Annotated in this window: 23 protein-coding genes; 12 read left to right on the top strand and 11 right to left on the bottom strand. The window is 67.0% G+C overall.

Annotation, left to right across the window (positions count from 1 at the left end):
• Positions 1-78: 78 nt before the first annotated feature.
• From ACFQU0_RS04320 to aroC, 3 genes are read right to left on the bottom strand one after another with little or no spacing between them, the layout of a single operon-like run.
• Positions 79-1,104, bottom strand: a complete 1,026-nt coding sequence (locus ACFQU0_RS04320; RefSeq protein ID WP_382198890.1) for a hypothetical protein — start codon at positions 1,102-1,104, stop codon at positions 79-81.
• A gap of 43 nt (positions 1,105-1,147) precedes the next feature.
• Positions 1,148-2,332 carry an MFS transporter gene (locus ACFQU0_RS04315; RefSeq protein ID WP_382198889.1) on the bottom strand — a complete coding sequence of 395 codons (1,185 nt, stop codon included), beginning with the start codon at positions 2,330-2,332 and terminating at the stop codon, positions 1,148-1,150.
• Between the two features lie 53 nt (positions 2,333-2,385).
• A complete protein-coding gene (aroC, locus tag ACFQU0_RS04310) occupies positions 2,386-3,483 on the bottom strand; it encodes a chorismate synthase (protein ID WP_382198888.1) in 1,098 nt (365 codons plus the stop codon).
• 102 nt (positions 3,484-3,585) lie between these two features.
• Between aroC and ACFQU0_RS04305 the strand changes: the two genes are divergently transcribed.
• Positions 3,586-4,008: a cupin domain-containing protein gene (locus ACFQU0_RS04305; RefSeq protein ID WP_382198930.1), complete on the top strand. Its 423-nt coding sequence runs from the start codon at positions 3,586-3,588 to the stop codon at positions 4,006-4,008.
• 292 nt (positions 4,009-4,300) lie between these two features.
• On the opposite strand, the gene ACFQU0_RS04300 is transcribed toward ACFQU0_RS04305, so the two are convergent.
• Positions 4,301-4,957, bottom strand: a complete 657-nt coding sequence (locus tag ACFQU0_RS04300; protein WP_382198887.1) for a glutathione S-transferase — start codon at positions 4,955-4,957, stop codon at positions 4,301-4,303.
• A gap of 149 nt (positions 4,958-5,106) precedes the next feature.
• Here ACFQU0_RS04300 and ACFQU0_RS04295 point away from each other — a divergent pair, with 149 nt between their 5' ends.
• Positions 5,107-6,318, top strand: a complete 1,212-nt coding sequence (locus tag ACFQU0_RS04295) for a polyhydroxyalkanoate depolymerase (RefSeq protein WP_382198886.1) — start codon at positions 5,107-5,109, stop codon at positions 6,316-6,318.
• On the opposite strand, the gene ACFQU0_RS04290 is transcribed toward ACFQU0_RS04295, so the two are convergent.
• Positions 6,296-7,219 carry a LysR family transcriptional regulator gene (locus ACFQU0_RS04290; RefSeq protein WP_382198885.1) on the bottom strand — a complete coding sequence of 308 codons (924 nt, stop codon included), beginning with the start codon at positions 7,217-7,219 and terminating at the stop codon, positions 6,296-6,298. The genes ACFQU0_RS04295 and ACFQU0_RS04290 overlap by 23 nt on opposite strands.
• A 69-nt stretch (positions 7,220-7,288) precedes the next feature.
• Between ACFQU0_RS04290 and ACFQU0_RS04285 the strand changes: the two genes are divergently transcribed.
• The gene (locus ACFQU0_RS04285; protein ID WP_382198884.1) at positions 7,289-8,368 is read left to right on the top strand and encodes an adenosine deaminase family protein; all 1,080 of its coding nucleotides are present in this window, start codon (positions 7,289-7,291) and stop codon (positions 8,366-8,368) included.
• A gap of 9 nt (positions 8,369-8,377) precedes the next feature.
• Positions 8,378-9,364: a Bug family tripartite tricarboxylate transporter substrate binding protein gene (locus tag ACFQU0_RS04280; protein ID WP_382198883.1), complete on the top strand. Its 987-nt coding sequence runs from the start codon at positions 8,378-8,380 to the stop codon at positions 9,362-9,364.
• 39 nt (positions 9,365-9,403) lie between these two features.
• Here ACFQU0_RS04280 and ACFQU0_RS04275 read toward each other — a convergent pair whose 3' ends face one another.
• Entirely contained in the window at positions 9,404-9,871 is a 468-nt protein-coding gene (locus ACFQU0_RS04275; protein ID WP_382198882.1) for a CBS domain-containing protein, read from the bottom strand.
• Positions 9,872-9,999: 128 nt separating this feature from the next.
• On the opposite strand from ACFQU0_RS04275, the gene ACFQU0_RS04270 reads away from it, so the two are divergent.
• Genes ACFQU0_RS04270 through ACFQU0_RS04255 form a run of 4 tightly spaced genes read left to right on the top strand, consistent with a single transcriptional unit; the run spans position 10,000 to position 14,741 of the window.
• The gene (locus ACFQU0_RS04270; RefSeq protein ID WP_382198881.1) at positions 10,000-11,310 is read left to right on the top strand and encodes an O-acetylhomoserine aminocarboxypropyltransferase; all 1,311 of its coding nucleotides are present in this window, start codon (positions 10,000-10,002) and stop codon (positions 11,308-11,310) included.
• Between the two features lie 2 nt (positions 11,311-11,312).
• Entirely contained in the window at positions 11,313-12,131 is an 819-nt protein-coding gene (locus tag ACFQU0_RS04265; RefSeq protein ID WP_382198880.1) for an alpha/beta fold hydrolase, read from the top strand.
• Positions 12,132-12,144: 13 nt separating this feature from the next.
• The gene (locus ACFQU0_RS04260; RefSeq protein WP_382198879.1) at positions 12,145-13,122 is read left to right on the top strand and encodes a DUF2157 domain-containing protein; all 978 of its coding nucleotides are present in this window, start codon (positions 12,145-12,147) and stop codon (positions 13,120-13,122) included.
• A complete protein-coding gene (locus tag ACFQU0_RS04255; protein WP_382198878.1) occupies positions 13,119-14,741 on the top strand; it encodes a GDYXXLXY domain-containing protein in 1,623 nt (540 codons plus the stop codon). Before ACFQU0_RS04260 ends, ACFQU0_RS04255 begins: the two co-directional genes overlap by 4 nt.
• Here ACFQU0_RS04255 and ACFQU0_RS04250 read toward each other — a convergent pair.
• The 3 genes from ACFQU0_RS04250 to ACFQU0_RS04240 form a co-directional block, all read right to left on the bottom strand.
• Entirely contained in the window at positions 14,731-15,822 is a 1,092-nt protein-coding gene (locus ACFQU0_RS04250; protein WP_382198877.1) for an HDOD domain-containing protein, read from the bottom strand. The two genes, ACFQU0_RS04255 and ACFQU0_RS04250, sit on opposite strands and share 11 nt — an antisense overlap.
• A 71-nt stretch (positions 15,823-15,893) precedes the next feature.
• The gene (locus tag ACFQU0_RS04245; protein ID WP_382198876.1) at positions 15,894-16,232 is read right to left on the bottom strand and encodes a HepT-like ribonuclease domain-containing protein; all 339 of its coding nucleotides are present in this window, start codon (positions 16,230-16,232) and stop codon (positions 15,894-15,896) included.
• Positions 16,229-16,528 (bottom strand): nucleotidyltransferase family protein, encoded by a 300-nt coding sequence (locus ACFQU0_RS04240; protein ID WP_382198875.1) that lies wholly within the window; start codon positions 16,526-16,528, stop codon positions 16,229-16,231. The genes ACFQU0_RS04245 and ACFQU0_RS04240 overlap by 4 nt, the downstream gene beginning before the upstream one ends.
• Positions 16,529-16,775: 247 nt before the next feature.
• On the opposite strand from ACFQU0_RS04240, the gene ACFQU0_RS04235 reads away from it, so the two are divergent.
• Positions 16,776-17,972 (top strand): alpha/beta hydrolase family protein, encoded by a 1,197-nt coding sequence (locus ACFQU0_RS04235; RefSeq protein ID WP_382198874.1) that lies wholly within the window; start codon positions 16,776-16,778, stop codon positions 17,970-17,972.
• Positions 17,973-18,028: 56 nt separating this feature from the next.
• On the opposite strand, the gene ACFQU0_RS04230 is transcribed toward ACFQU0_RS04235, so the two are convergent.
• On the bottom strand, positions 18,029-18,364 hold the full coding sequence (locus ACFQU0_RS04230) for a DUF2917 domain-containing protein (RefSeq protein WP_382198873.1): 336 nt from the start codon (positions 18,362-18,364) through the stop codon (positions 18,029-18,031).
• Between the two features lie 192 nt (positions 18,365-18,556).
• On the opposite strand from ACFQU0_RS04230, the gene ACFQU0_RS04225 reads away from it, so the two are divergent.
• From ACFQU0_RS04225 to ACFQU0_RS04215, 3 genes are all read left to right on the top strand, one after another.
• Positions 18,557-20,080 carry an aminotransferase-like domain-containing protein gene (locus ACFQU0_RS04225; RefSeq protein WP_382198872.1) on the top strand — a complete coding sequence of 508 codons (1,524 nt, stop codon included), beginning with the start codon at positions 18,557-18,559 and terminating at the stop codon, positions 20,078-20,080.
• A 75-nt stretch (positions 20,081-20,155) separates the two neighbouring features.
• Entirely contained in the window at positions 20,156-20,479 is a 324-nt protein-coding gene (locus tag ACFQU0_RS04220) for a helix-turn-helix domain-containing protein (protein ID WP_382198871.1), read from the top strand.
• Complete coding sequence (locus ACFQU0_RS04215) at positions 20,476-21,783, top strand: type II toxin-antitoxin system HipA family toxin (protein WP_382198870.1); 1,308 nt, start codon at positions 20,476-20,478, stop codon at positions 21,781-21,783. The genes ACFQU0_RS04220 and ACFQU0_RS04215 overlap by 4 nt, the downstream gene beginning before the upstream one ends.
• Before the next feature lie 7 nt (positions 21,784-21,790).
• Here ACFQU0_RS04215 and ACFQU0_RS04210 read toward each other — a convergent pair whose 3' ends face one another.
• Positions 21,791-24,130: a putative bifunctional diguanylate cyclase/phosphodiesterase gene (locus tag ACFQU0_RS04210; RefSeq protein WP_382198869.1), complete on the bottom strand. Its 2,340-nt coding sequence runs from the start codon at positions 24,128-24,130 to the stop codon at positions 21,791-21,793.
• Positions 24,131-24,375: the final 245 nt, after the last annotated feature.

The raw sequence follows: 24,375 nt of genomic DNA, 5'->3' as shown, positions 1-24,375 counted from the left end.
CCACGCGGGGGCCGTCAGTGAAACAGGCCAACATGCTAGGCCATTTCGATGCCCGCCACCGACGGGCCCACCATGTCCCTACTGCTGCGCCTTGAGTGTGTCGTAGGCCTCGCCCACGCGTTTGAACGCCGCTTCGGCCAATTGGCGCACCAGGGGCGACACGTGGCCGAGCCGGTCCGGATGGTATTGCTGCAGCAGCGAGCGGCGCGCGCGCTCCACCGCCTCCCACGGGCTGCCTTCGGCCAGCCCCAGCACAACCCAGGGCGATGTGTCGTCCGCGTCGGTGGCCTGTTCTTCAGGCGCGTCATCAGCCTCCGGTGCGGCAATGCGCTCCACCAGGCAGACGCTGTCTTGCCAGTGCACGGCGTATTCGGTCTGGCAGCCGGGGCAGCGGATTTCGCCGGGTTCAGCCAGGTGCGGCACGCGCAGCCGCTTCTGGCAGCAGCCGCAGCGCAGGATGCCGCTGGGCGGCGGCGCAGCCTGGGCGCTCGGCGCCGGATCGGCGGCAGCGACGGGCCCCAGCGCCGCACGCAACAGCTCGGTTTTGGACATCGGCCGGTGGTTCAATTCGGCCCGAAGCACCGCCACCACGGCCGGATTGCTGCCGTGAGCACGGTGCAAGGCGGCCAGCTCGTCCACCGCCAGACCCTGCAAGGGACGCATCCGGTTGGCTGCGGGCAACAGCAGCAAGGCATCGGGCGTGCGCGCCAAGAGCTGCCGCGCATGCAGGATGTCTTCGCCGCTCAGGTCTTCTTCGGCCAGCGCCTGCGCGGGGTCCAGCAGGCCCGCCAGCATGTCAACGGTCAGGCGTGGCAGGTCCAGGTAATCGGCGCAGGCCTGGGCCAGGTCCTCGTCCAACGTTTCGATGGGCCGAAAACCGATGCGCAACTGACTCAGGCTCCAGTAGCTCACGCCCATGTGCGTGGCCAGATCGCTCAGCGACAGCCCCCGCTCTTCTGCGCACTGCAGCAGCGCGGCGATCAAAAGCCCCCCAGGGCGCCCCAGGTCGTACACGCTCACCCGGCCGCTCCAGGGCACAGGCGCCTCGTCTGCAGGCGCGGAACGGAAAAAGGACGGGCGATCTTGGGTGCGGGCTGTGGGCATAAGGGACCGATGGTAACGACCCGCCGCACCCAACACCCGGTGCTTATGCGCGTCTGTCCAGTGCGCGCAACCGCAGCGCGCAGGCCGTGGCCACCAGAGCACACGCGGCCGACAACCAGAACATGCTGGTCAAGCCCCACACGGCACTCAGCGCCCCGCCACCCAACCCACCCAGCACCCCAGGGAAACCGTAGCCCACCACCGAGTACAAGGCTTGGCCGCGACCGCGCAACCGCCCCGGAAAATGCCGCGACAGCAGCGCGATGCACACCGTGTGGTGGGTGGCGAAGGTGATGGCGTGCAGCATCTGCGCCAACAGCAACAGCGGCCACACCAGCGGCAGGCCGGCGGTCAACACCATGCGAACCACCATCAGCGCGGCGGCCAGCACCAGCCAGCCACTGTGCGACAGCAAGGGCAGCCAGCGGCCCTGGGTGAAAAACCAGCCGATCTCGATCAGCACCGACACCGCCCACAGCAAGCCAATCACGGTCTTGCTGTAGCCCAGCCCATCGAGGTAGAGCGAAAAAAAGGCGTAGATGAAGATGTGGGCCAGCACATGGAATAACATGGCCGCAAAAAACCAGCGCACCTGAGGTTGGCGCAGCACCGGCCCGATGTGCCCCTGGTCGTCGGCAGCATGGGGCGCCTCTTTGAGGTTGGGCAACCACCAGGCGCTCAACACCACCGCGATCAGCGTGCCCTGTGCCCAGGCCGGGAAGTGGCCCATGCCAAAACGTTCAAACCAGGCCCCGGCCACCACCACCGTGACCAGAAAACCCAGCGAGCCCCACAGGCGCACCCGGCCATAGCGAGCGGCATCGAACCGCCCGTCCTGGCTCACCAGGTGGGCCATGGCCGCCTCGCTCATGGGCATCATGCCGCTGGTGTTCACGAACATCAGCAGCAGCAAGAACATCAGGCCGTACAACGACCACTCGAACCACAAACCGAGGGACAACAGCAGCGCGGCCAAAGCGCTGTAGCGCAGCAGCTTGACGCGCTCGCCCGTGTGGTCGCTGAACCAGCCCCACGCATAGGGCGCCACCAGCCGGGTGCCCGACTGCACCGAGGTCAACAAGCCGATGGCGAACAGCCCGTAGCCCAGGTCTTTGAGCCACAGCGAGAGATAAGGGTTGAAAAACCCGATGTGCGCAAAGTAGGAGGCCGAGAGCGCCGCAAAGGGCGCGAGCTGTCCACCCCCAGGTTCCACCGCTGTGCGGGTCACTGCCCCCCGAGGGGGCTGATCCGCCTTGGGACGGCCCTGCGCCGGATCACTTTTCAACGCCCCAGCGCCGCGATGTCGGGCGTGCCCACGGTCACGTCGCCACACTGGGCGCGCTGGCGCAGGGCGTGCTCCATCACCACCAGCGCAAGCAGCGCCTCGGCAATGGGCGTGGCGCGTATGCCCACACAGGGGTCGTGCCGGCCCTTGGTGATGACTTCGGTAGGCTGGCCTTGCAGGTCGATGGTGTCGCGAGGAATGAGGATGGAGCTGGTGGGCTTGATGGCCATGGCCACCTCCAGGTCCTGCCCGGTGCTGATGCCGCCCAGCACGCCGCCCGCGTTGTTGTTGGCGAAACCATTGGGCGTGAGCGCGTCGCCATGGGTGCTGCCCTTGTGGGTCACGCTGTCGAAGCCAGCACCAATCTCCACGCCCTTGACGGCGTTCAGCCCCATCATGGCGTAGGCGATGTCGGCGTCGAGCTTGTCGTACAGCGGCTGGCCCAGCCCCACAGGCATGTTGCGGGCCGTGACGCGCAGGCGGGCACCACAGGAATCACCGCTCTTGCGCAGCGCGTTCATGTAGTCCTCCAATGCCGACACATCGGCCACCGGGGCAAAAAACGGGTTGTTGGGCACGTGGTCCCAACTCTCGAAGGGAATGGCCACGTCACCGATCTGCGTCATGCAGCCGTGGAAGGTGGTGCCGTAACGCTCCTTCAGCCACTTGCGCGCCACCGCGCCGGCGGCCACGGTGGGCGCGGTCAGGCGGGCCGAAGACCGGCCGCCGCCGCGCGGATCGCGGATGCCGAATTTGTGCCAATAGGTGTAGTCGGCATGGCCTGGGCGAAAGCTCTGCAGGATGTTGCCGTAGTCCTTGCTGCGCTGGTCGGTGTTGCGGATCAGCAGCGCGATGGGGGTGCCGGTGGTCTTGCCTTCGTACACCCCACTCAGGATTTCCACCGCGTCGGGCTCGTTGCGCTGGGTGACGAACTTGCTGGTGCCGGGGCGGCGGCGGTCCAGCTCGGCCTGGATGTCGGCCTCGCACAGGTCCATGCCGGGTGGGCAGCCGTCGATGACGCAGCCGATGGCCGGGCCGTGGGATTCACCGAAGTTGGTGACTGCGAAAAGATTGCCGAAGGTGTTGCCGCTCATGGGGGGCGATTATCCCAGAGGGCCGACGGGCGGTGACCCCGACTGGAATGCTTCATGCTTGATGTTGCAGTGCAGCACCTTTGGCTGCGCAAGGAGAACCCCATGCTCGACCGCACTGGCACCCAGTTTTCCCATGTCAAGCCCGCCGACACCGACTATGTGTCGGGAGGGCTGCGCGACTTTTTCCTGTACCGCGATCTGGGCATTGCGGAAGCCACACACGGCAAGGTGATCGCGCACCTCGTCAAGGCCAACATGGCACCGGATGAGGGCACGGGCTGGCACCGGCATGAGGCGGACTTCCAGATCGTGATCATGGTCAAGGGCTGGGCGCGCTTCATGTACGAAGACAAGGAAACCTTGGTGGAAGCAGGCGACGTGGTGCACCAGCGCCCGGGCATACGCCATTACCTGTTCGACTACTCGCCCGACATGGAGTACCTGGAGATCGTCTCACCGGCCGATTTCAAGACGGTGGACGTGGAGCCGGTGTGTGCGATTCCGGCGTCTACGCCTTGGAAATAGTGCTGTTTTGATCGGTGTGGGGTGGATCGGGACGCCCGGGTGCGCTGCTCCGCGGCTGTCCTCCGCCCCGCTGCGCGGGGCTCCCCCTTTATGCCGCTGCGCAGCGCACCCGGGCATCCCGATCTGAAACGGTGTGGGCGTGCCACCGTTGGTGTGCCTGCATGGTGGGGGGCCGAGGGCATGGGGTGCCTGGCGCAGCGGCATAAAGGGGGAGCCGGCGCAGCCGGCGGAGGACAGCCGCGGAGCCAGGCACCCCATGTCCTCGGGCGAAGCAAGCCCGGCAAGAACCGAGTCAAAACTCCGCATCCAACTCGTCAATCTCCTCCGGCTCCTCGCGCGCCGCCGTCACCCACTCCACCATGGCCGGCAAGGCCATGATGCGCTGGCAATACGCGGCACACACCGGCTCCAGCGCCACGTCGTAGGTGAGGAAACGCGTCACCACCGGCGCATACATCGCATCGGCCAACCCCGGCGTTTTGCCGAACAGATACGGGCCGCCGTGCGCCACCAGGCATTCCTTCCAGATGGCCACCACACGCTCGATGTCGGCCACCGCACGCGACCACACCTTGAAGCCCGGGAAATGCGCCTTGATGTTCATGGGCAAGGCACTGCGCAGAGCGCTGAAACCCGAATGCATCTCGCCGCAAATCGCACGACAATGCGCGCGCGCCTTCTGGTCGGCCGGCAGCAAGCCCGCGCGTGGCTTCACCTCGTGCAAATACTCGCCAATGGCCAACGTGTCCCACACCTTGATGCCGTTGTGCTGCAGCGAGGGCACCAGCATGCTGGACGAAAGCAGCAGCATCTCGGCCTTCATCGCCGGATCGTCCGGCGGGATCACGTGCTCGGTGAAATCCAGGCCCGCAAACCGGCACATCAACCACCCACGCAAAGCCCACGCGCCGTAGTTCTTGCTGCTGATCGTCAATTGGGCTTTGGCCATGGGGTTGCTCCTGTTGTTCGAGGGGCATCAGCAAGCCCTGTGCCAGATTGAGACGAACCGATGAACGTGGCCGCGAAACACCGTGCTTGGCCCACAAATTGCGTTCACCCACGCACCGGACCACAAGTCCACAGCACGACAGGACCCCCATGCTGTACCAGGCCTACCAGAACCAGTCCGACCTGCTGTCGCCCCTGCGCCTGATGGCGCAACACACCGGCGCCGCCCTCTGGCTGCACAAAACCGAGCGCAGCCTGCTGCGCCGCGTGGCCGCCGCCAGCGAGGTGTTTCACCGCATGAAGCTCACCCACACCCGCCCGCCCTACCGCATAGACAGCGCGCTGGTGGGCAGCGAACCTGTGCCGGTGACCGAGGAAAAAGCCCTCGAATTGCCATTTGGCACCCTGTTGCACTTCAAGAAACCTGGCGTCAGCGACCAGCCGCCCGTGCTGCTGGTGGCGCCGCTGTCAGGCCACTTCGCCACGCTGCTGCGCGAAACCGTGCGCACCCTGCTGCAAGACCACGACGTCTTTATCACCGACTGGCACAACGCGCGCGACGTGTCGCTGCGCCACGGCGCGTTCCGGCTCGACGACTACGTGGACTACATGGTCCGCTTCATCACCCACATCGGCCCAGGCTGCCACGTGGTGGCGGTGTGCCAGCCTTGCGTGGCCGCGCTGGCCGCCACCGCGTTGATGGCCGAAGACGACCACCCGGCCCAGCCGCGCAGCCTCACGCTGATGGCCGGCCCGCTGGACTGCCGCATCAACCCCACCGAGGTGAACCGGCTGGCGGTCAGCAAGCCCATCGATTGGTTTGAGCACAACCTCATCAGCCACGTGCCCCTGCCCCACGCGGGTTTCATGCGCCGTGTGTACCCGGGCTTCGTGCAGGTCAGCGCCTTCATGAGCATGAACCCCGAGCGCCACAAACAGTCCTTCATCGACATGTTCAACCACCTGGTCGAAGGCGATGTGGAGCAGGCCAGCGTGATCCAGAACTTCTACGAGGAGTACCTGGCCGTCAACGACCTGCCGGCCGAGTTCTACCTGGAAACGGTGGAAAAGGTGTTCCAGACCTACGACCTGGCGCGTGGCGAACTGATGGTGAACCGCCGCCGTGTGGACTGCGGGGCCATACGGCGCACCGCCTTGATGACGGTGGAGGGCGAGCGGGACGACATCTGTTCGGTGGGGCAAACCGTGGCGGCCCACGACCTGTGCACCAGCCTGCGGCCCTATCTCAAAACCCACCACATCCAGACCGGCGTGGGCCACTACGGCGTGTTCAGCGGCCGCAAGTGGAACCAGCAGATTTACCCGCGCGTGCGGGCCGTCATCCACGACGCCCTCCGCTGAGCCGCTCGCGCAGGTGTTGCGCAAACCGCTCGGCCGCCTCACTGCGCTGTGGCCCAGGCCGCTGCAGCAAAGCCACGCGCCGCTCGATCGCGGGGCGCACCAAGGGCCGCACCACCAGCGTGGGGTCGGCCAGGTGGGTGGTGTAGAGCCGGGGCATGAGTCCCAGGGCCAGGCCGCTGCGCACGCAGCCGTACAAGGTCTCGGAATGTTGCACCCGCATCGGCTCGCGCTCGATGCGCGCGAATTGGGCACTCGCCGGCCCGGCCAGCTCCGACACACTGCCGCTGGCGAACAGCACCAGGCGCTCGTGGCGCAGCTGGCGCCAGGCCACCTCGGCGCCCTCGCCCAGCGGGTGCGAGCGCGGCAGCACCAGCACCAGCGGGTCTTCGAACAGCTCGGTCACGGCCAGGCCGTCGGGCGGATCGGTGAGCGCCACCACGGCCAGGTCGATGCGACCCTGGCGCAGTTCGTCGAGCAAGGCACTGGAGGGCAGGTCCAGCAGATCGACCTTGAGCTCGCCACTGGCCACCGGCCGATGAGCTTGAAGCGCTTCGGTGACGAGCGCTGCGGCCGAGGGCACCACGCCCAGGCGCAACAGGGCCTGCCCGCTGACCAGGATCTGGGCCATGTCCTCCAGCGTCAGGTCCACCGTGTGCACCAGGTACTGGGCGCGGCGCAGCAACTCGGCACCGGCCGGCGTCAGCTCGAAGCGCGGGTTCTCACGCGCCAGCAGCGGCGTGCCCACCAGGCGCTCCATTTGGCGCATGGCGTTACTCAAGGCCGGCTGTGTGATGGCCAGGCGCTCGGCCGCGCGGCCGAAATGGCGTTCTTCGGCCAGCGTGACCACGCAGCGCAGGTGGCGCAGCGTGATGGCCCGCAGTCCGTGCTCGATGTCATTCATAGATTGAATGAAGTCATTGAAATTTGAAACTTCGATTATCGATGCGCCTGACCTAGACTGGCCCACCTTATGAGCCAACCCGACCCACTCGAAGCCTTTTTGCGGGCCATGCCCAAGGGCGAGCTGCACTGCCACCTGCTGGGCACCGTGCGGCGCGACACCTTCACCCACCTGGTGCGGCGCGAGCGCGCGCCTATCAGCGACGCCGAGATCGAGGCCTTCTACACCCGGGGCGAAAAGCCGGTGGGCGTGCTGCGGGTGCTGCGCGCGCTGGACCAGGACCTGATCCGCTCGGCAGACGACCTGCACCGCCTGACCTACGAGTACCTGCAGGACGCCGCCGCGCATTCGGTGCGCTACGCCGAGTTCTTCTGGAACCCCACCGGCACCGCCGAGGTCTCGGGCCTGCCCTACGCCCGCGCGGTCGAGGGCATCGTGCGCGCCATCCACGACGCCCAGCGCGACCACGGCATCATCGGCCGCCTGGTGCCCGCCATCGACCGCGAGGCCAGCCCCGAGGCCGCGCTGGAGATGGTGCGCTGGGTGCTGGCCCACCCGCACGAGGAAGTGATTGGCATCGGCATCGACTACCGCGAGAACGACCGACCACCCGAGCTGTTCGTGGACGCCTACGCCGCCGCGCGCGCCGGGGGCCTGCGCACCACCGCCCACGCGGGCGAATTCGGCATGCCCTGGCACAACGTGCGCACCGCGCTGGACCTGCTCAAGGTGGACCGCATCGACCACGGCTACACCGTGGTGGACGCGCCCGATTTCGCGCGCGAGTGCGCCGAGCGCGGCGTGCTGTTCACCGTGGTGCCCACCAACTCCTACTACCTGCGCACCCTGGCGCCCGAGCGCTGGGCGTTGGACCACCCGATACGCCACATGCCCGGGCTGGGCCTGCGCGTGCACCCCAACACCGACGACCCCACGCTGCACCACGTCACGCCCACCCGGGCCTGGCTGATGATGGTGCGCGACTTCGGCTTCTCGCTGGACGACCTGCGCGGCTTCATGCTCAACGGCATCGAAGGCGCCTGGACCGACGACAGCACGCGCCGCCAATGGCGCAGCGAATGGACGGCCGAGTTCGACCGCCTGCGCGCCACGCTCCTGCCCGTTTCCCCATCTTCCACCCTTGCCTGAGGACCACCCATGACCACGCCCCTGCCCCGCCGGCTTTTCACCCTGTTGGCCGCCACCGCCCTGGCCACCCCTTTCACGGCCCAGGCCCAAGCTTGGCCGGCCGCCAAGCCCATCACCCTGGTGGTGCCCTTCACCGCCGGCGGCAGCGTGGACTTCAGCGCGCGGCTGGTGGCCACCAAGCTGGGCGAGCGGCTCAAACAGTCGGTGGTGGTGGAGAACGTAGCCGGCGCCGGTGGCGCCATCGGCGTCTCCAAGGTGGTGCAGGCCAACCCCGACGGCTATACCCTGGTGGTGGGGCCCGACAGCCCCATCGTCATCGGTCGCCTGATCAACCCCTCGGCCTTCCGGTACGACCCGCTCACCGACCTGGCCCCGGTGGGCCTGATCAGCACCGCACCCATGGTGCTGGTGGCCCGCCCCGGCCTGCCCGCCAAGGACTTCGGCGAGTTCGTGAAGCTGGCCAAGAAGGAACCTGGCAAGTACAACTACGCCACCTCGGGCATCGGCACCGTGCTGCAGCTGGCCATGGAATTGCTCAAGGACCAGACCGGCACTTTTGTCACCCACATCCCCTACCGGGGCGGCGCGCAGATCGCCTCCGACGTGATCGGCAACCAGGTCGATCTGGCCATGCTGGTGGCCACCACGGCCATGCCGCACATCAGCGCTGGCCGCGTCAAGGCCCTGGGCGTGACCGGCGCCAAGCGCCTGCCCAACCTGCCACAGGTGCCGGCCTTCGCCGAGATGCCCGGCCTCAAGGGCTACGAGATGAACACCTGGATCGGCCTGTTCGCACCGGGCAAGACGCCCCCCGAGGTGGTGGCGCGCATCAACCAGGAGTTGAACGAGGTGCTCAAGTCCGACGAGATCAAGGCCAAGTTCAGCGAACAAGGCGCCACGGCCGGCAACGGCAGCCCGGCGCAGTTCGGCACCTTCGTGCGGGAGGAGTACGCGCGCAACCAGAAAATCGTTCAGCGCGCCAACATCAAAGAATAAAAAAAGCGCCCGGTCGGGCGCTTTGTCCTTTGGTCTTTTTCAGAGCTTGGGGCTGTCCGCCTCGCTCTCGGCGTCTGCAGGCCAGTCGCGGATGTAGGCCTTGAGCATCTTGTTCTCGAAGTTCTGGCTGTCCACCACGGCCTTGGCCACGTCGTAGAAGCTGATGACGCCCATGAGCATGCGTTTGTCCATCACGGGCATGTAGCGCGCGTGGCGGTCCAACATCATGCGGCGGACTTCGTCGAGTTCGGTCTCCATGGTGCAGGTCAGCGGGGCATCGTCCATGGCGGTGCGCACGATGGTGGTGCCCACCGCGCCGCCGTTCTTCACCACCAGCTGAATCACTTCGCGGAAGGTCAGCATGCCCACGAGGTCGCCGTGGTCCATCACCACCAGCGAGCCGATATCCTTCTCAGCCATGAGGTTCAAGGCGCTGGCCAGGGGCTCATCGGGGGTGGCCGTGTAGAGGGTGTTGCCCTTGACACGAAGAATGTCGCTGACTTTCATGGTTTCTCCTCGCGGCCCCGGTATCGGGTGGATGGTTGTGCCTGAAATATAGCCCACAATAATCGCTCACGACACCCACACACCCAGGCCGCGCCTCACTGTGGCGCGGCACACACGGAGACCCTCCCATGCCCGGCTACGCCGACCCCGGCTTCGACACGCTCGCACTGCACGCGGGCGCCGCCCCCGACCCCAGCACAGGCGCGCGCGCCGTGCCCATCCACCTCACCACCTCCTTCGTCTTCGAGTCCAGCGACCACGCGGCCTCGCTGTTCAACCTGGAACGCGCCGGCCACGTCTACAGCCGCATCAGCAACCCCACCAACGCCGTGCTGGAGCAGCGCGTTTCAGCACTGGAAGGTGGCATTGGTGCCATCGCCACCGCCAGCGGCCAGGCCGCGCTGCACTTGAGCATCGCCACGCTCATGGGCGCGGGCTCCCACATCGTGGCCAGCACCGCGCTCTACGGCGGCAGCCAGAACCTGTTGCACTACACGATGCGTCGTTTCGGCATCGACACCACCTTCGTCAAACCCGGCGACATCGATGGCTGGAAGGCGGCCGTGCGGCCCAACACCAAGCTCTTCTTCGGCGAGACCGTGGGCAACCCCGGTCTGGACGTGCTGGACATCCCCACCGTGTCGCAGATCGCACACGAGGCCGGCGTGCCCCTGCTGGTCGATTCGACCCTGACCTCGCCCTACCTCATCAAGCCCTTCGAGCACGGCGCGGACATCGTCTACCACTCGGCCACCAAGTTCCTGAGCGGCCACGGCACCGTGATCGGTGGTGTGGTGGTGGACGGCGGCAGCTTCGACTGGGAGGCCTCGGGCAAATTCCCCGAACTCACCCAGGCCTACGAAGGCTTTCACAACATGGTGTTCAGCGAAGAGTCCACCGTGGGCGCCTTCCTGCTGCGCGCCCGCCGCGAGGGCCTGCGCGACTTTGGCGCCTGCATGAGCCCCCACACCGCCTGGCTGATCCTGCAAGGCATCGAAACCCTGCCCCTGCGCATGGAACGCCACATGAGCAACACCGAAAAGGTGGTGCAGTTCCTGGCCAGCCAGCCCATGGTGGAACGCGTGGGCCACCCTTTGCTTGAATCGCACCCCAGCCACACGCTGGCGCAAAAGCTGCTGCGCTTTGGCCCCCGTGGCGCCGGCTCGGTGTTCAGCTTCGACATCAAGGGCAACCGCGCCCAGGGCCGCAAGTTCATCGAGACGCTCAAGATCTTCAGCCACCTGGCCAACGTGGGCGACTGCCGCAGCCTGGTGATCCACCCGGCCAGCACCACCCACTTCCGCATGAGCGACGAGGCGTTGGCCGGTGCCGGCATCGCCCAGGGCACCATCCGCCTGTCCATCGGCCTGGAAGACCCGGACGACCTGATCGACGATCTCAAACGCGCGCTCAAGGCCGCAGAAAAAGCGGGGGCCTGACCATGTACCTGCAAGTCAATGGCGCCAAAACCTACTGCTACACCGGCGGCAAGCCCTTCAACCCCGCCCAGCCCACGGTGGTGTTCATCCACGGTGTGCTCAACGACCACAGCGTGTGGATTCTGCAAAGCCGCTACCTGGCCCACCACGGTTTCAACGTGCTGGCGGTGGACCTGCCCGGCCACTGCAAGAGCGGCGGCGACGCGCCGGAAACCGTGGAGCAGGCGGCCGATTTCGTCGCTGCCTTGCTGGACGCGGCCGGGGTGCAGACCGCAGCATTGGTGGGCCACAGCTGGGGTTCGCTGATCGCGCTGGAAGCCGCCAGCCGGCTGCGCGAGCGTGTGAGCCATTTGGTGCTGGTGGGCACGGCCTACCCCATGAAGGTGTCGCAGGCGTTGTTGGATGCCTCCGTCAACGACCCCGAACAAGCGCTCAAACTGGTCAACGTGTTCTCGCGCGCCACGCTGGCGCCGCCCCCTTCGGCACTTGGCCCGGGCACCTGGGTGTACGGCGCCGGCATGGCCCTGGGCCGGCGCGTGTTGCGCAGCAACACACAAGTCAACGTGTTTTACCGCGGCTTCAAGGCCTGCGACAGCTATGCCAACGGCGAGGCCGCCGTCCGCGCCGTCACCTGCCCGGTGCTGTTCGTGCTGGGCGCGCAAGACCAGATGACACAGCCAAAAGCCGCGCACAGCCTGATCGCCGCCGCCAAGGACAGCGGCAAAACCATCACCGTGCACACCGTACCGGTGGGGCACCACCAGATGACCGAAGCGCCCGACGACACCTTGTTCGCCCTGGCCAAGTTCCTCAACCGCTGACACACGCCCCGTCATGACCCAGCGCCTCGCCCTCCTCCAACTGGCCCAGGCGCATGGGCTGGACGGCCCCGCACGCACACGCTTGATGGCATTGGCCAGCCTGGCGGGCGAGCCACCCGATGCCTACCGGCAGTTCTGGCGGGCCCTGGCTCTGCTGGCTGCCGCCTTGGTGGGCCTGGGCCTGGTGTTGTGGGTGGCCGCCAACTGGGACGACCTGGGCCGCGCCGGCCGCTTCTGGCTGCTACAGGGTGTGGTGGTGGCCATGGGCCTGGGCGCCTGCCTGCGCCCCGCCTTGCGCGCGCCGCTGGGCTTGCTCACACTGCTTGCCGTGGGCGCGCTGTTCGCCTACTTCGGCCAGACCTACCAAACCGGTGCCGATGCCTGGCAACTCTTCGCCCTGTGGGCCGCCCTCACCCTGCCGATGGCCTTGGGCGCGCGGCACGACGCGGTGTGGGCGCCCTGGGCGCTGGTGGCGGCGGTGGGCATATCGCTGTGGGTGCAGACCCACACCGGCCACCAGTGGCGCGTGTTGCCCGACGACCTGCGCGTGCACGCCACAGGCTGGGCGGCCCTGGGTCTGCTGTGCCTGCTGCTCTCGCCCGCCTGGTTCCGCTGGACTGGCGCCGGCCCCTGGGCGCGCCGTACCGCACTCACGCTTGCTACCGTGGCCATCACCCTCACCGCCATCGGCGGCCTGTTCCCCAAGGACATTGCCCCACACTACCCGCTGGGCCTGGTGCTGCTGGCGCTGGCCGGTGCCTGGCTGAGTCGGCCCGCGCACTTCGAGGTGTTTGGTCTCAGCGCGGCCGCGATGGGCCTCAATGCGCTGGTGGTGGGCGGCCTGGTGCGGGTGCTGTTTGAACACGGTGGGCGGGACCCGATTGGCCGGCTCATGCTCATCGGCCTGGTGTCGGCAGCCTTGTTGGCGCTGTCGGTCAAATGGATTCTCCGGCTCGTGCGCGAACACGGGGTTCAGGAGGACGCCGCATGACACACCCGCTCGATGCCGTGCTGCGCAACGCCCAGGCCGAAGGCCTGTTGCCACCCAACGCCACCCTCCCCCCCATCGAAAGCCGGCCCTGGCCGGTGGTGCTGCTCACCGCACTGGGGGCCTGGCTGGCCGCCGTGCCGCTGATGTCGGTCATCGGCCTGCTGCTGGGCGACCTGGCCGCGCGTGGGCTGGGCACCCACCTGGTGGGCCTGCTGCTGCTGGCCGGTTCGGTCATCGTGCTGCGGCGGCCCGAGGTGCCCATCTTCGTGGAGCAACTGGCTGTGCCTGCCCTGCTCGCGGGGGCCGGCACGCTGGCCTACGGGCTCGCCCGCGACCTGCCCGACCAGGCCGCCTTTGCCGCGCTGGCGCTGTTGGCCCTGGGCATTGCGATGTGGATCGACAGACCCTGGCTGCGCGTGCTGGCGGGCGCCGCGGCGGCCGCATGCGCGGCCCTGGCACTGTGGCCAGGTCGCTTGTGGCGCGCGCCCAACCTGTCTGCCTGGTGGGCGGTGCTGCACGCCCTCACAGGCCTGTGGCTGCTCGCGCTGGTCATCCAGCGGCGCTTGAGCCGGGGCGCAACACTGCTGGAAAGCACGGGCGCCGGCTGGCTGCTGGCCACGCTGGTGGGCCTGGCCGCGCACTCAGGCCTGGCCTTTTTGGTGCCCGGCGCGCTGGGCGGCGGTCTGGTGGGTGCCGTGGCCATGGGCCTGGCCGGCAGCCTGCCCGCCACCGCCATGGCCTGGCTGCAACACAGTGTGTCGGCGACGCTGGCCCTGGCCGGCGCCGCCGTGCTGACGCGCGCCTGGCCCACCCTGGGCACGCGCACCCCGTGGAGCGGCCAACTGGCCGCGCTGTGCCTGGCGGCGCTGGCCTTTTTTATTCCCACGCTGGGCGCGGCCCTGCTGGCCCTGGCCTTGCTGCTGGGCACGCGGCGTTGGACGTTGGCCGGTGCCGCTGGCCTGGCTGCGGTGTGGATGCTCGGCAGCTTCTACTACGCGCTGGCCTGGCCCTTGGCACAGAAGGCCGTGGTGCTGGTGGCCTGCGGCGCCGACCTCGGTGCACTGGCCTGGTGGACGCTGCGGGACGGCACGCCCACCAAAGCCGTTGAACGCACCCCGCGCTCGCTGCCCGCGATAGCCGCCGTCGCCCTCACCGTGCTGGCCACCGTGGTGGTGGCCCAAGGCGCCATCCGCGAAAAGGAAGGCCTGATCGCCCGGGGCCGACCCGTCTACGTGCCGCTGGCGCCAGTGGACCCGCGCTCGCTGATGCAGGGCGACTACATGCGCCTGAACTTCGCCGTGCCCGGCGGCGCCAGCCGCAACGACACCGGACTGCTGAGCGGCCAGCGCCCCCACGTGGTGGCACGCCTGGACGCGCGCGGCGTGGCCACCTTGGTGCGCCTGCACCAGCCCAGCGAGCCGCTGGGCGCCAACGAGCTGCGCATTGAACTCACGCCCAAAAACGGGCAATGGACGCTGGTGACCGACGCGTGGTTCTTCCGCGAAGGCGAGGCGGCGCGCTGGCAAGTGGCGCGGTTCGGGGAATTCCGCGTGGACGCCGATGGCCGGGCGCTGCTGGTGGGCCTGGCCGACGACAAGCTCGGCGCGATCAAGCCCTGAGCAAACGCTGCACCTCGTCCACCAACTGCGGGGTGCGCATTTCAACCGCCAGTTGGGCCAGCTTGGGGTCCGACATGAAATGTGTCTGGGCATGGAAGAACTCGGGCCCCACCAGCCGCTCCGGCACCGCAGCCTCCAGGTCGGCCCAGGTGCCAGCGGCCAGCTTGTCGGCCACCCGCACGCAGTAGTAGGTCAGCGCGTAGCGCGTGGCCTTTTGAGCCGAGAGCTGCTTGGGTGGCGTGGTCACCACCAGGTCGATCTGGCGCACGTCTTCCACGATGGCCACCGGCATGTTCCACGCTTCCAGCAACAGGCAACCCAACTCGCCCGCCGCAATACCGACATCGTCCTGCTCGTGCTGGCTGCGCTCCAGGAAATCCTTCCTGCCATCCTGCAGCGACGCTTCGGGCGCGCGCATGGCCAGCATGGCCATGTGACCCACATAGGACAACACCGCCGCCGTCACCATGGCGCCGCTGTCGGGCACCCCCACGCGCCGCGCCAGAATTTGGCAGAGCTGCGCCGCCAGGCGGCTGGCGCGCGCGTGGTTGTCGTAAAGCGCGCTGAGGCGAGCGTCGGCCGGCGCCAGCGCGGGCTCGATGAGGCAACGCACGGCCACGGAGCGCACCGTGTCGCGACCCAGGTAGGTGATGGCGTCCTGCACGCTGGCCACCGGGCGCGCCAAACCATAAAAAGGCGAGTTGACCGTGGCCAGCACCTGAGCCGCCAGGTGGGGCTCGCTCAGGATTTCCTGTGCCAACGCGTCGGCACTCGCGCTGTCCATGAAATCGCCCGACAGCAGCTTGAACGCGGCCGCCGCAGGGCGAGGCAAGGCCAGCAAACGCTCGCGCAAGGCGGCCACCCGCTCGGGCGGCAGCTCAAAGCCCTCCACCCGCCGGAATTGCACCAGCACGTCAGGAATGACCCACGCCGTGGGCAAAACGATGGGTTTGGGGCCAGGGGGTGGGGCTGTGGCGGCCGATTCGGGCGCAAACATGGACCGCTCGGTGCCGCCCGATCGCAGCCGCCAGACCAGCACAACAACAGCGGCCAAGGCCAGAACGAACAGGAAAGTGGTCATGAAAGTAAAAAAGGTTGATGGACAACCGTCTGGCTCGGTATGGGGCACATGCCGTGGGCAAGAACCTCTGCTCAATAGCGGTGCAACAACTGCTGCAAACCTGTCTCCAGTGCCGGCAGTTCACGCACAACCGTCTCGTGGAGGATTTCGTACGCGACCTGTTCGTAGCCATGGGCCAATATGTTGCGCAGCCCGATCACCCGTCGCCATGGAATCGCGGGCATGTTCACGGCATCCGCACCCACCCTGGCGGCGGCCTCGCCCAGATTGATAAACAGCTTTTCGACCGCTAGGCACAACACCCGGTTGGCAACAAAATCCGACACGGGCATGGTCTCGACCAAGCCTCGCAGTTCCTGTGTGAACCGCAGCATGTCGGCCAAATGCGCGGGAACCCGGTCCACCGTCATTGAAAAACCGTGCGCAGTTGCGGCTCGATGGCCTTGCGCCGGAACGGGTTGTCCAGCACCGAAGGGAAGGCCAGATCCACCGGCCTGCCGCCGAAGGTGACGGACAACTCGTCCTGAAAATCCACCAGTGCAAAACCGCTGGGGTATTGACCCGGCACAAACTCCACCAGCAAGTCCACATCGCTGTCCGGGCCATCGGTGCCTTCGGCCGCCGAACCGAACATCTGTAAACGGCGCACGCCGTACCGCCGACAAATGTCGGCGATGCGTTGTGAGGTATCGGGCGCGATGTGCATACGCAAGATTATGAAGGCCTGCGCTCACCTGGGCCACCCTCCGAAACCACAACCACCGAACATCGCCTGCGACGAGTGCCAAGCATCCACAAACAATCGCTATCCGATACATTTCAAGTCGAGCAAAAGGGCCCACATGCAGGCTCGTTCAGGGAGAAACAAGATGCAGCGATATTGCGCAACCATAGTCTTGGCCGCGTCATTGGCCGCCGCAAGCGCAACGGCTCAAACAGATTGGCCTGCGGTCATGCCTCGACTGCAGGCAGCAGTCTCAGAAAGCCCGGTGATCGCGACTTTGCCGGAGGGCGGCGCACCGACGCCACCTGAGCCGACACTGCCTGCCCACCTGGTCCGCTGGCACGGACTGTGGCAGGGCTGGGCATGTGGTGGTCGCCAGTGCGATGTGCGTCTCGCAGTCGAACGGGTATCTGCCACACAGGTCACGGTTGCGTTTGCCCACGTGAACCCGCTTCAGGGCCTGTTTGCCGAACGCGCAGTGGGTCAGTTTGTCGGCGACGAACTGGTGCTGCCATTGACTGGTGCGCGACTGACGCTTCGGCTACGCAATGACGGCGACATGGAAATGGCCTTCTGGAAGCCAGAGAAGCAGCTGTTGTCCGTTGGCGTCCTGACGCAAAAGCAGATTCAAACCCCGTACACGCGGACCATTGAACGCATTCCTACACCTTGGAACGATGGCGAAAGGCAACAGACGCTCGAAATGGTGGTTTACCGTCCGCTTGGAAATGGTCCTTTTCCGACGCTGGTTTTCAACCACGGCTCAACTGGAGCGGGCAACCGGCCTGAATGGTTCAAACTGACCTGGAGTAGCCCCGAAGTCGCGCATTACTTCACCAACCAGGGCTGGCAGGTGTTGTTTCCACAGCGTCGGGGACGCGGTCAATCCGACGGTTTGTATGACGAAGGTTTTTCGGCAGATCGATCCAAGGGCTACTCGTGCGAGCCTGAGCGCGCCATCGCCGGCTTTGACCGGGCGGTGGCCGATCTCGACGTGGTGATGACGCATATCTTGGCGCGACCCGATGTTGATCGCGCTCAAGTCTTGGTCGGTGGTGTTTCTCGGGGCGGCATTCTGTCTGTTGCCTATGCCGGCCGCCGCCCGGAAATGTTCAAGGGCGTCTTGAACTTCGTCGGCGGTTGGCTCGGTGATGGCTGCCGTCAGGTCGCTGCCGTGAACCCCGTGCTGATGCAACGAGGGGCCAACTTCAAACGACCGACACTGTGGCTCTACGGCGACCGCGACCCCTACTACAAGCTGAGCCACAGCCGGAACAACTTCGAGGCCTTCAAAGCGGCGGGTGGGCAGGGCGAGTTTCTGACCTTCGAGCCTGCCCCGGGACGGGATGGACACTCACTGCACAACGAACCGTTCATTTGGACATCTGCCGTCGATCGGTACTTGGCTGCGGCACTCGGGCGCTGAGGCCAGCCCAGGCTCAGTACGCCTCGCCACCCCATCAGCCCAAGCCCTGACTCGCCTCACCCCAGCGACCGCAACAGGTACTCGGCATGCGCCAACTGCATGGGCGCGTCGGGCATGGCGTCGGCTTCGATCACCACCCAGTCCTGGGTCAGCTCCAGGGCATCACCGGCGGTGAGGAACACGTCCTGGCTGGCGCCGGGCTGCGTCAGCCAGAGACGGCCGCCGAGCACCTGCAGGCGCATGCCCTGGCCTGCATGCAGGGTGCGTGCCTGGCCGGGGAGCAGGCGTGTGGGAGCGATGTCGCTGCGCGTCGTGGTGCGCGCGGCCAGCGCCCGGCGGGGCAGCAAGGCCAGCAGGCTGGAGAGGAACGACGGGGCGGTGGCGGTGGTCATGGTGGGCTCCTGTGATGGGAGTCCACTGTCGCGTGGCCGCCTGTTTTGCAACAGACACAACGGCCGGCTTTCTGTGCCGCCGCACCGGCACACAGCCCCCATCTGTGCTGCACCGGTTGGGGCCTGTCTGTGCCGCTCGACCGTCACAAAACCACCTGGCCCCTTGACCCGCCGCGCTACGATGTTCACACCATGGCCGCCACGCCCTCGCCCGACCTCATCGCCACCGAACAGCCGCTGCCCGACACACCCGTGAAGGGCCTGTCACCACGCCTGTACGCCCAGCTCGCGCAACGCCTGGCCCGGCTGATCGACAGCGGTGCGCTCAAGGCGGGCTCGCGCCTGCCGTCGATACGCGAGCTGGCGGCCAACGAGGGTGTGTCCATCTCCACGGTGAACCAGGCACTGCGCCAGTTGGAAGAACAAGGCTTGGTGTTAGCCAAGCCCAAGGCCGGCTACTTTGTGCGGCGCGGCCGGCGCGCCACCAGCACGCTGGTGACCACCACGCCGCCGTTGCGCAGCTTCACGCTGGAGGCGCAGCGCCGCTCTGAATCCTTCGCCACGCTGGAGCAGCCGGGCGACCGCGCCTGCTTCGGCGGCTACCTGCCGCAGGAGAGCGACCTGTTCGACGAGGAGCGCCTGCGCATTGCCATGGGCCGCGCCTCGCGCCTGCACCGCCAAAGCCTCACCCGCTACAACAACGCCGACATGGGCACCCCCGCCCTGCGCCAGGCCGTGGCCCGGCGCGCCCTGCACATGGGCTGCACGCTGGCGGCCGAGCACATCATCACCACCGCCAGTTGCACCCAGGCGGTGAGCCTGTGCCTTCAGGCCGTGACGCAGCCGGGCGACGTGGTGGCGCTGGAATCGCCCACCTACTTCGGCTACATCGATTTGCTCGAAGCCCTGGGCCTGCGCGCGCTGGAGATCCCCACCCACCCGCGCAACGGCATCTCCTTGCCCGCGCTGGAACTGGCGCTGGACACCCAGCCGGTGAAGGCCGTGCTGCTGGCGCCCACGCTGTCCAACCCGCTGGGCTCTGTCATGCCATTGGCAAACAAGCAGGCCCTGGTGCGGCTGCTGACGGCGCGCGGCCTGCCGCTCATCGAAGACGTGGTCTTCAACGACCTGCTGGCCAGCGACGAACGCCGCAAGGCGGCCAAGGCCTTTGATACCGACGGCTTCGTGATGGTGTGCGGATCGTTCGCCAAGACCCTCTCGCCCGGCCTGCGCCTGGGCTGGGTGGAGGCCGGCCGCTGGCGCGACACCGTGGCCAACCGCAAGCGCCTGCAAGGCGCGGCCACCAACGTCATCCTCGAAGAAGCGTTGGCCGACCTGCTCACCCAGGGCTTTTACGAAGCCAACCTGCGCCGCATCAACCTGGCCACCCGCCACCGCCTGAAAGAGGCGCGGCACATCGTGACCGAGCACTTCCCACGGGGCACCCGCGTGAGCAACCCGCCCGCCGGCTACGCCCTGTGGGTGGAGCTGCCCGAAGGCACCGACTGCATGGCCCTGTTCCGTCTGTGCGCCGCCCAAGGCATCACCTTCGGCCCCGGCCCCTTGTTCACGGCCACCGACCGCTACCGCAACTGCCTGCGCCTGAGTTTTTCGGGAGCGTGGGATGTGCCCACACAGGAGGCGCTGGCCGTGGTGGGGCAGATGGCGTGCCGGGTGGTGGCGAGTGCCGACACATCACACCCCATGGCTGCCTAGGGCAAATTGTTGATATCAAACTGAAATTTTCAGGAAAATCGTTGTCTTAAAAACGAAAACACTTAGAATTTCTGCATGATTCGTCTCGCCTCGCCCCCACCCAGCAAAAAGGCGCGCCCCGTTCCCGTGCTGGTGGGCAGCGCCTTGGAGCGCCTGGGCACACGGGTCACCCTGGCCAGAAAACTGCGCGGCCTGACACAAGAAGAATTGGGGCACCTGGCCGACGTCTCCACGTCCACCGTCCGGTCCCTGGAAGACGGCGCGGACGGCATTGCCCTGGGCAATTTCCTCAAGGTGCTGTTGGCCCTGGGCCTGCTGAGCCAGGCAGAGACACTGCTCAACCCGCGTGACGACCCCGAGACGTTGGCCTACGCCGAACGCAAGCTGGGCCCGCCATGACGGTGGTCACGCCGATCTGGGTCTGGCTCCCCGGCCGGGACGAACCCACCCGGGCCGGCGAACTGGTGAACGGCAACGGTGCCCGCTTCATCTACCGCCCCGACTACGCAAGAACCGACGGTGCGCTGGCACTTGACCCGGTGGAGCTGCGGATCTCGCGCTCGTCCAGGGGCACGGCGGTGTTGGGCGCGGACGGCTTGCCCGGCGTCGTTCGGGACGCGAAGCCAGCGGGTTACGGTGAAGACCGCCTCAAGGCCATCCACGGCGACCACCTGGACGCGCTGCAACTGCTGGAACTGGGCGTGCCCGACGGCGTGGGCGCGATCGAAGCTTGCAACGACATGGAGCGCAAACTGCAATGGCGCCCCAAGGGCTTGGCAGACCTGCAACAGCTCACCCAGTACCTCGAAACGCACGAACCGGCCAGCCGGGCCTTGCGCAGACTCAACGACGACCTGGACACCAGCGCCGGAGGTGAACGCCCCAAGGCCACGCTGGTGCACGAAGGGCGCCTGTGGCTGGTGAAGATGCAGGCCCGAGGCGACCGACAGGCCATGCCCGCACGCGAGTTCGTCACCATGCGCCTGGCCGAGTTGGCGGGGCTGCACGTGGCGCCGGTCAAGCTGCACACCTTCGGCGCCCACCAGGTGCTGATGGTGCAGCGCTTCGACCGGGAGGGCGACCCCTACAAGCCCACCCGAAAGCTGTACGCCAGCGCACACACGGTGCTGCGCCTGCGCCTGGATGCCGCCAAGGGCGACCCCGCGCGTTCCTACCTCGCTTTGGCAGACCGGCTGCGCATCTGGACCCGGGACGGCGCGGACGACCACACCGAGCGCCTGGGCCGGCAACTGGTCGAGCTGTGGAAACGCATGGCCTTCAACGCCTTGGTGGGCAACACCGACGACCATGCGCTGAACACCGGCCTGCTGTTTGACCGGGTGGCCGAAGGCCGCGACCGCATGGCCTGGGGCCTGTCACCGGCCTTTGACATCACACCCAATGTGGTGGGCCTGCCGTCACACATCGAGGACGGCCCCCATTTGTCGCTGGCGACCGGCCCCGATGGCCGCTCGGGCACCAGCGTGGCGCGGCTTGCCGATGCCGCGCAATGGATGGGGCTGGAGCGTGACGACGCCATCCAATGGCTGATGAACACCGCGCGGCAAGTCGCAGAGGAATGGGCGCCGATGTTGCGCGCGGCGGCCAGCCCGGCCATCGAAGACGCCACGCGTTTGGAGCGCCTTGTGGGCGACGTTCGCCCTTCCTTCGCGTATGCGGAGTGGCTGGCGCAGGCAAGCTGAGCCGCTATCAGGCAGACACCAACGCAGGCAGCCGGTAGCCACTCACCCAGGCCAGCAAATCGGCGGCCGGCATGGGGCGGGCGATGCCGTAGCCCTGCACGATGTCGCAGCCCATGGCGCCCAGCACGGCGGCGTGTTCGTGGGTTTCCACGCCCTCGGCCACCGCCTCGCGGCCAAAGGCTTTGGCCAGCCCAACGATAGCCTGCACCAGCGCGCGGTCGGTGTCGCTGCTGAGCATGTCGCGCACAAACGACTGGTCGATCTTGATGAACTGCGCCGGCAACCGCTGCAGGTAGCTCAGCGACGAGTAGCCGGTGCCAAAGTCGTCGATGGACACGCGCACGCCCAGCGCATACAGGCGTTCGATGGTCTGGGCCACCAGCGCCAGGTCGTTCATGGTTTCGTATTCGAGGATTTCGATTTCCAGCGTGTAGATGGGCAACTGGGGAAACTGCAACAACAGCTTTTCCATGAACTCGATGAAGCCGGGCGCGGTGAGCGTGGGCACCGCCATGTTGACGCTGATGGCCACCACCTGCCCCGCCTCGCGCCACTGCGCCACGTGCTGCAGGGCGCGCTCGGCCACCCAGCGGTCCAGCACCTCTGAAAACGGCGTGCCGGTGATCTCGTCGAGAAACGCGCCGGGCGCCAGCAAACCGCGCTCGGGGTGACGCCAGCGCAGCAAGGCCTCGGCGCCAAACAGGCTGCCGTTGGACAAGCGCATCTTGGGCTGGAAGAACAGCTCCAACTCGCCCACCTTCATGGCCTGTTCGATGCGCAGCAACGTGGCGCGGCGCTGCTGCACGCGGGCGTCGCGGCTGGGGTCGAACACCTGCACCTGGTTCTTGCCCAGGTCTTTGGCGGTGTACATGGCCAGGTCGGCGTGGCGCAGCAGGGTGTCGGCGTCGGTGCTGTCCTGCGGGTAAAACGTCACGCCCATGCTGGCGGTGAGCTGCGCCGTGTGGCCCAGGGCCTGCACCGGCTGGCGCAGGCGGTTGGCCAGTTGGTCAATGTCGCGCATCACGTCGGGGACGTCGCCGGGCCGGGGCAGCACAAACACAAACTCGTCGCCGCCCACGCGGCCAAAGGTGTCGTGCGGCTGCAGGCCGGCCTTGAGGTGCTGGCCCAGTTCACAAATGAGCTGGTCGCCCACCGCCTTGCCCCACTGTTCGTTGAGCTGGGAGAAGTCGTCCAGATCGGCGTACACCACCGCCACCACACCGCCGGGCTCGCGCGCCATGGCGACCTGCAGTTCGCGCAGCACCTGGCTGCGGTTGGGCAGCCCGGTAAGGGGGTCGTAATGCGCCACGCGTTTGAGTTCTTCCTCGTAGCGTTTGGCCTCCGACTGGTCGGTGCAGATCACCACACACTGCTTGAAACGCCCGTCAGCGTGCCGCTGTACATTCATCTTGACGGTGCAGGGAAACACCTCGCCGTTCTTGCGCTGGCGCGAGATGTTGCCCTCGAAGTGGCCCTTGGTCTCGATGGCGCGCTGTACCTCGCGCTTGAGCGCCGGGTCGAAATGGGTGGGCCGGGTCACGTCCAGCGAACGGCCCAGCAATTCTTCGCGCGCAAAACCGGTCATGGCACAAAAGGCGGGGTTCGCGTCGAGAAAGGTCTCGTCCTCGTCGAGGATGACGATGCCATCGCGCGCGTGCAAAAACACCTCGGCGGCACGCGCCTGCTCGCGCAACATGGCGTTGATGGCCCGCCCGCGCGCGTGGTAGGCCAGCACGCCCTCAAACATCCAGCCAAAGGCCAGCGTGGCCGGCGGAAAAATCAACATCACCGGCACAACAACGCGTTGCAGCACCTCCAGCCGTATGGCAGCGGGCAGCAGCAAAACCAACACCACCGCCAAGGCGGCACACGCCAAACCCAAGCTGAACAACCACAAGGTGCCGGCATAGACCGAGGCCGGCCCACCCAACGCGCGCAACATGCGCTTGCGCTGCGCGCCCCACACCAGCCCCAACAGCGTGACACCCACCAGAATGGCCACGCCCGGCACCACGCCCGCGCCACCCAAATGCCAGCGGTACGAACCCGCCACCAGCAGCGCCATGCCCGCGCCCAGCGGGTGCAGGTACGCGCCCGCCAGCGAAAGGATGACCGTCTTGCCATCCACGATCACGCCCTGCACCACCGTCACCGGCAGGTTCATGGTGAGGATGGCGCCCAAGCCAAACAACAGCCCACACACCAGGCGCCGCCGGTTGATGCGCCGCGCCCGCTCCTGCCGATCGGCCTCCTCAAACGGCCAGCTCAGCGCCGCGTAAACCAGCACCAAGGCCACCAACACACCCGCGTTGGTGGCCACGTTTTGCAGCAAAGCGGTGACAACCACAGCGCCTCGGCGGGGTCAGGAAAAGGGCAAGGGGTGAACGGAGACGACACGCGGCAGGGTCATGAATTCACCATAGACAAGCCTGAAGGGCGCCACAACGGCACCGAGCGCCCTCAATGTGCCACGGATTTGACAATTTTTTGTTCGGGAAACCGCGTGTTGGGGCCGAGTGTTGCGGCGCCCCACCGCCGAGCCTCGTCACCTGAACACGGGATAGCCTACAGACCGCATCACGTCTATCATTT

It is taken from the genome of Hydrogenophaga defluvii (assembly GCF_042665235.1).
Taxonomy (GTDB): domain Bacteria; phylum Pseudomonadota; class Gammaproteobacteria; order Burkholderiales; family Burkholderiaceae_C; genus Hydrogenophaga; species Hydrogenophaga defluvii_A.
This window is presented reverse-complemented; position numbering and strand designations above follow the sequence as displayed.

Bases quoted from the DNA above. Each gene is read 5' to 3' on its own strand.
- ACFQU0_RS04260 (WP_382198879.1), top strand. From the start codon at position 12,145: ATGACCCAGCGCCTCGCCCTCCTCCAACTGGCCCAGGCGCATGGGCTG.
- ACFQU0_RS04295 (WP_382198886.1), top strand. From the start codon at position 5,107: ATGCTGTACCAGGCCTACCAGAACCAGTCCGACCTGCTGTCGCCCCTG.
- ACFQU0_RS04285 (WP_382198884.1), top strand. From the start codon at position 7,289: ATGAGCCAACCCGACCCACTCGAAGCCTTTTTGCGGGCCATGCCCAAG.
- ACFQU0_RS04255 (WP_382198878.1), top strand. From the start codon at position 13,119: ATGACACACCCGCTCGATGCCGTGCTGCGCAACGCCCAGGCCGAAGGC.
- aroC (WP_382198888.1), bottom strand. From the start codon at position 3,483: ATGAGCGGCAACACCTTCGGCAATCTTTTCGCAGTCACCAACTTCGGT.
- ACFQU0_RS04245 (WP_382198876.1), bottom strand. From the start codon at position 16,232: ATGACGGTGGACCGGGTTCCCGCGCATTTGGCCGACATGCTGCGGTTC.
- ACFQU0_RS04265 (WP_382198880.1), top strand. From the start codon at position 11,313: ATGTACCTGCAAGTCAATGGCGCCAAAACCTACTGCTACACCGGCGGC.
- ACFQU0_RS04305 (WP_382198930.1), top strand. From the start codon at position 3,586: ATGCTCGACCGCACTGGCACCCAGTTTTCCCATGTCAAGCCCGCCGAC.
- ACFQU0_RS04235 (WP_382198874.1), top strand. From the start codon at position 16,776: ATGCCTCGACTGCAGGCAGCAGTCTCAGAAAGCCCGGTGATCGCGACT.
- ACFQU0_RS04225 (WP_382198872.1), top strand. From the start codon at position 18,557: ATGGCCGCCACGCCCTCGCCCGACCTCATCGCCACCGAACAGCCGCTG.
- ACFQU0_RS04220 (WP_382198871.1), top strand. From the start codon at position 20,156: ATGATTCGTCTCGCCTCGCCCCCACCCAGCAAAAAGGCGCGCCCCGTT.
- ACFQU0_RS04290 (WP_382198885.1), bottom strand. From the start codon at position 7,219: ATGAATGACATCGAGCACGGACTGCGGGCCATCACGCTGCGCCACCTG.
- ACFQU0_RS04300 (WP_382198887.1), bottom strand. From the start codon at position 4,957: ATGGCCAAAGCCCAATTGACGATCAGCAGCAAGAACTACGGCGCGTGG.
- ACFQU0_RS04250 (WP_382198877.1), bottom strand. From the start codon at position 15,822: ATGACCACTTTCCTGTTCGTTCTGGCCTTGGCCGCTGTTGTTGTGCTG.
- ACFQU0_RS04320 (WP_382198890.1), bottom strand. From the start codon at position 1,104: ATGCCCACAGCCCGCACCCAAGATCGCCCGTCCTTTTTCCGTTCCGCG.
- ACFQU0_RS04280 (WP_382198883.1), top strand. From the start codon at position 8,378: ATGACCACGCCCCTGCCCCGCCGGCTTTTCACCCTGTTGGCCGCCACC.
- ACFQU0_RS04270 (WP_382198881.1), top strand. From the start codon at position 10,000: ATGCCCGGCTACGCCGACCCCGGCTTCGACACGCTCGCACTGCACGCG.
- ACFQU0_RS04275 (WP_382198882.1), bottom strand. From the start codon at position 9,871: ATGAAAGTCAGCGACATTCTTCGTGTCAAGGGCAACACCCTCTACACG.
- ACFQU0_RS04240 (WP_382198875.1), bottom strand. From the start codon at position 16,528: ATGCACATCGCGCCCGATACCTCACAACGCATCGCCGACATTTGTCGG.
- ACFQU0_RS04230 (WP_382198873.1), bottom strand. From the start codon at position 18,364: ATGACCACCGCCACCGCCCCGTCGTTCCTCTCCAGCCTGCTGGCCTTG.
- ACFQU0_RS04215 (WP_382198870.1), top strand. From the start codon at position 20,476: ATGACGGTGGTCACGCCGATCTGGGTCTGGCTCCCCGGCCGGGACGAA.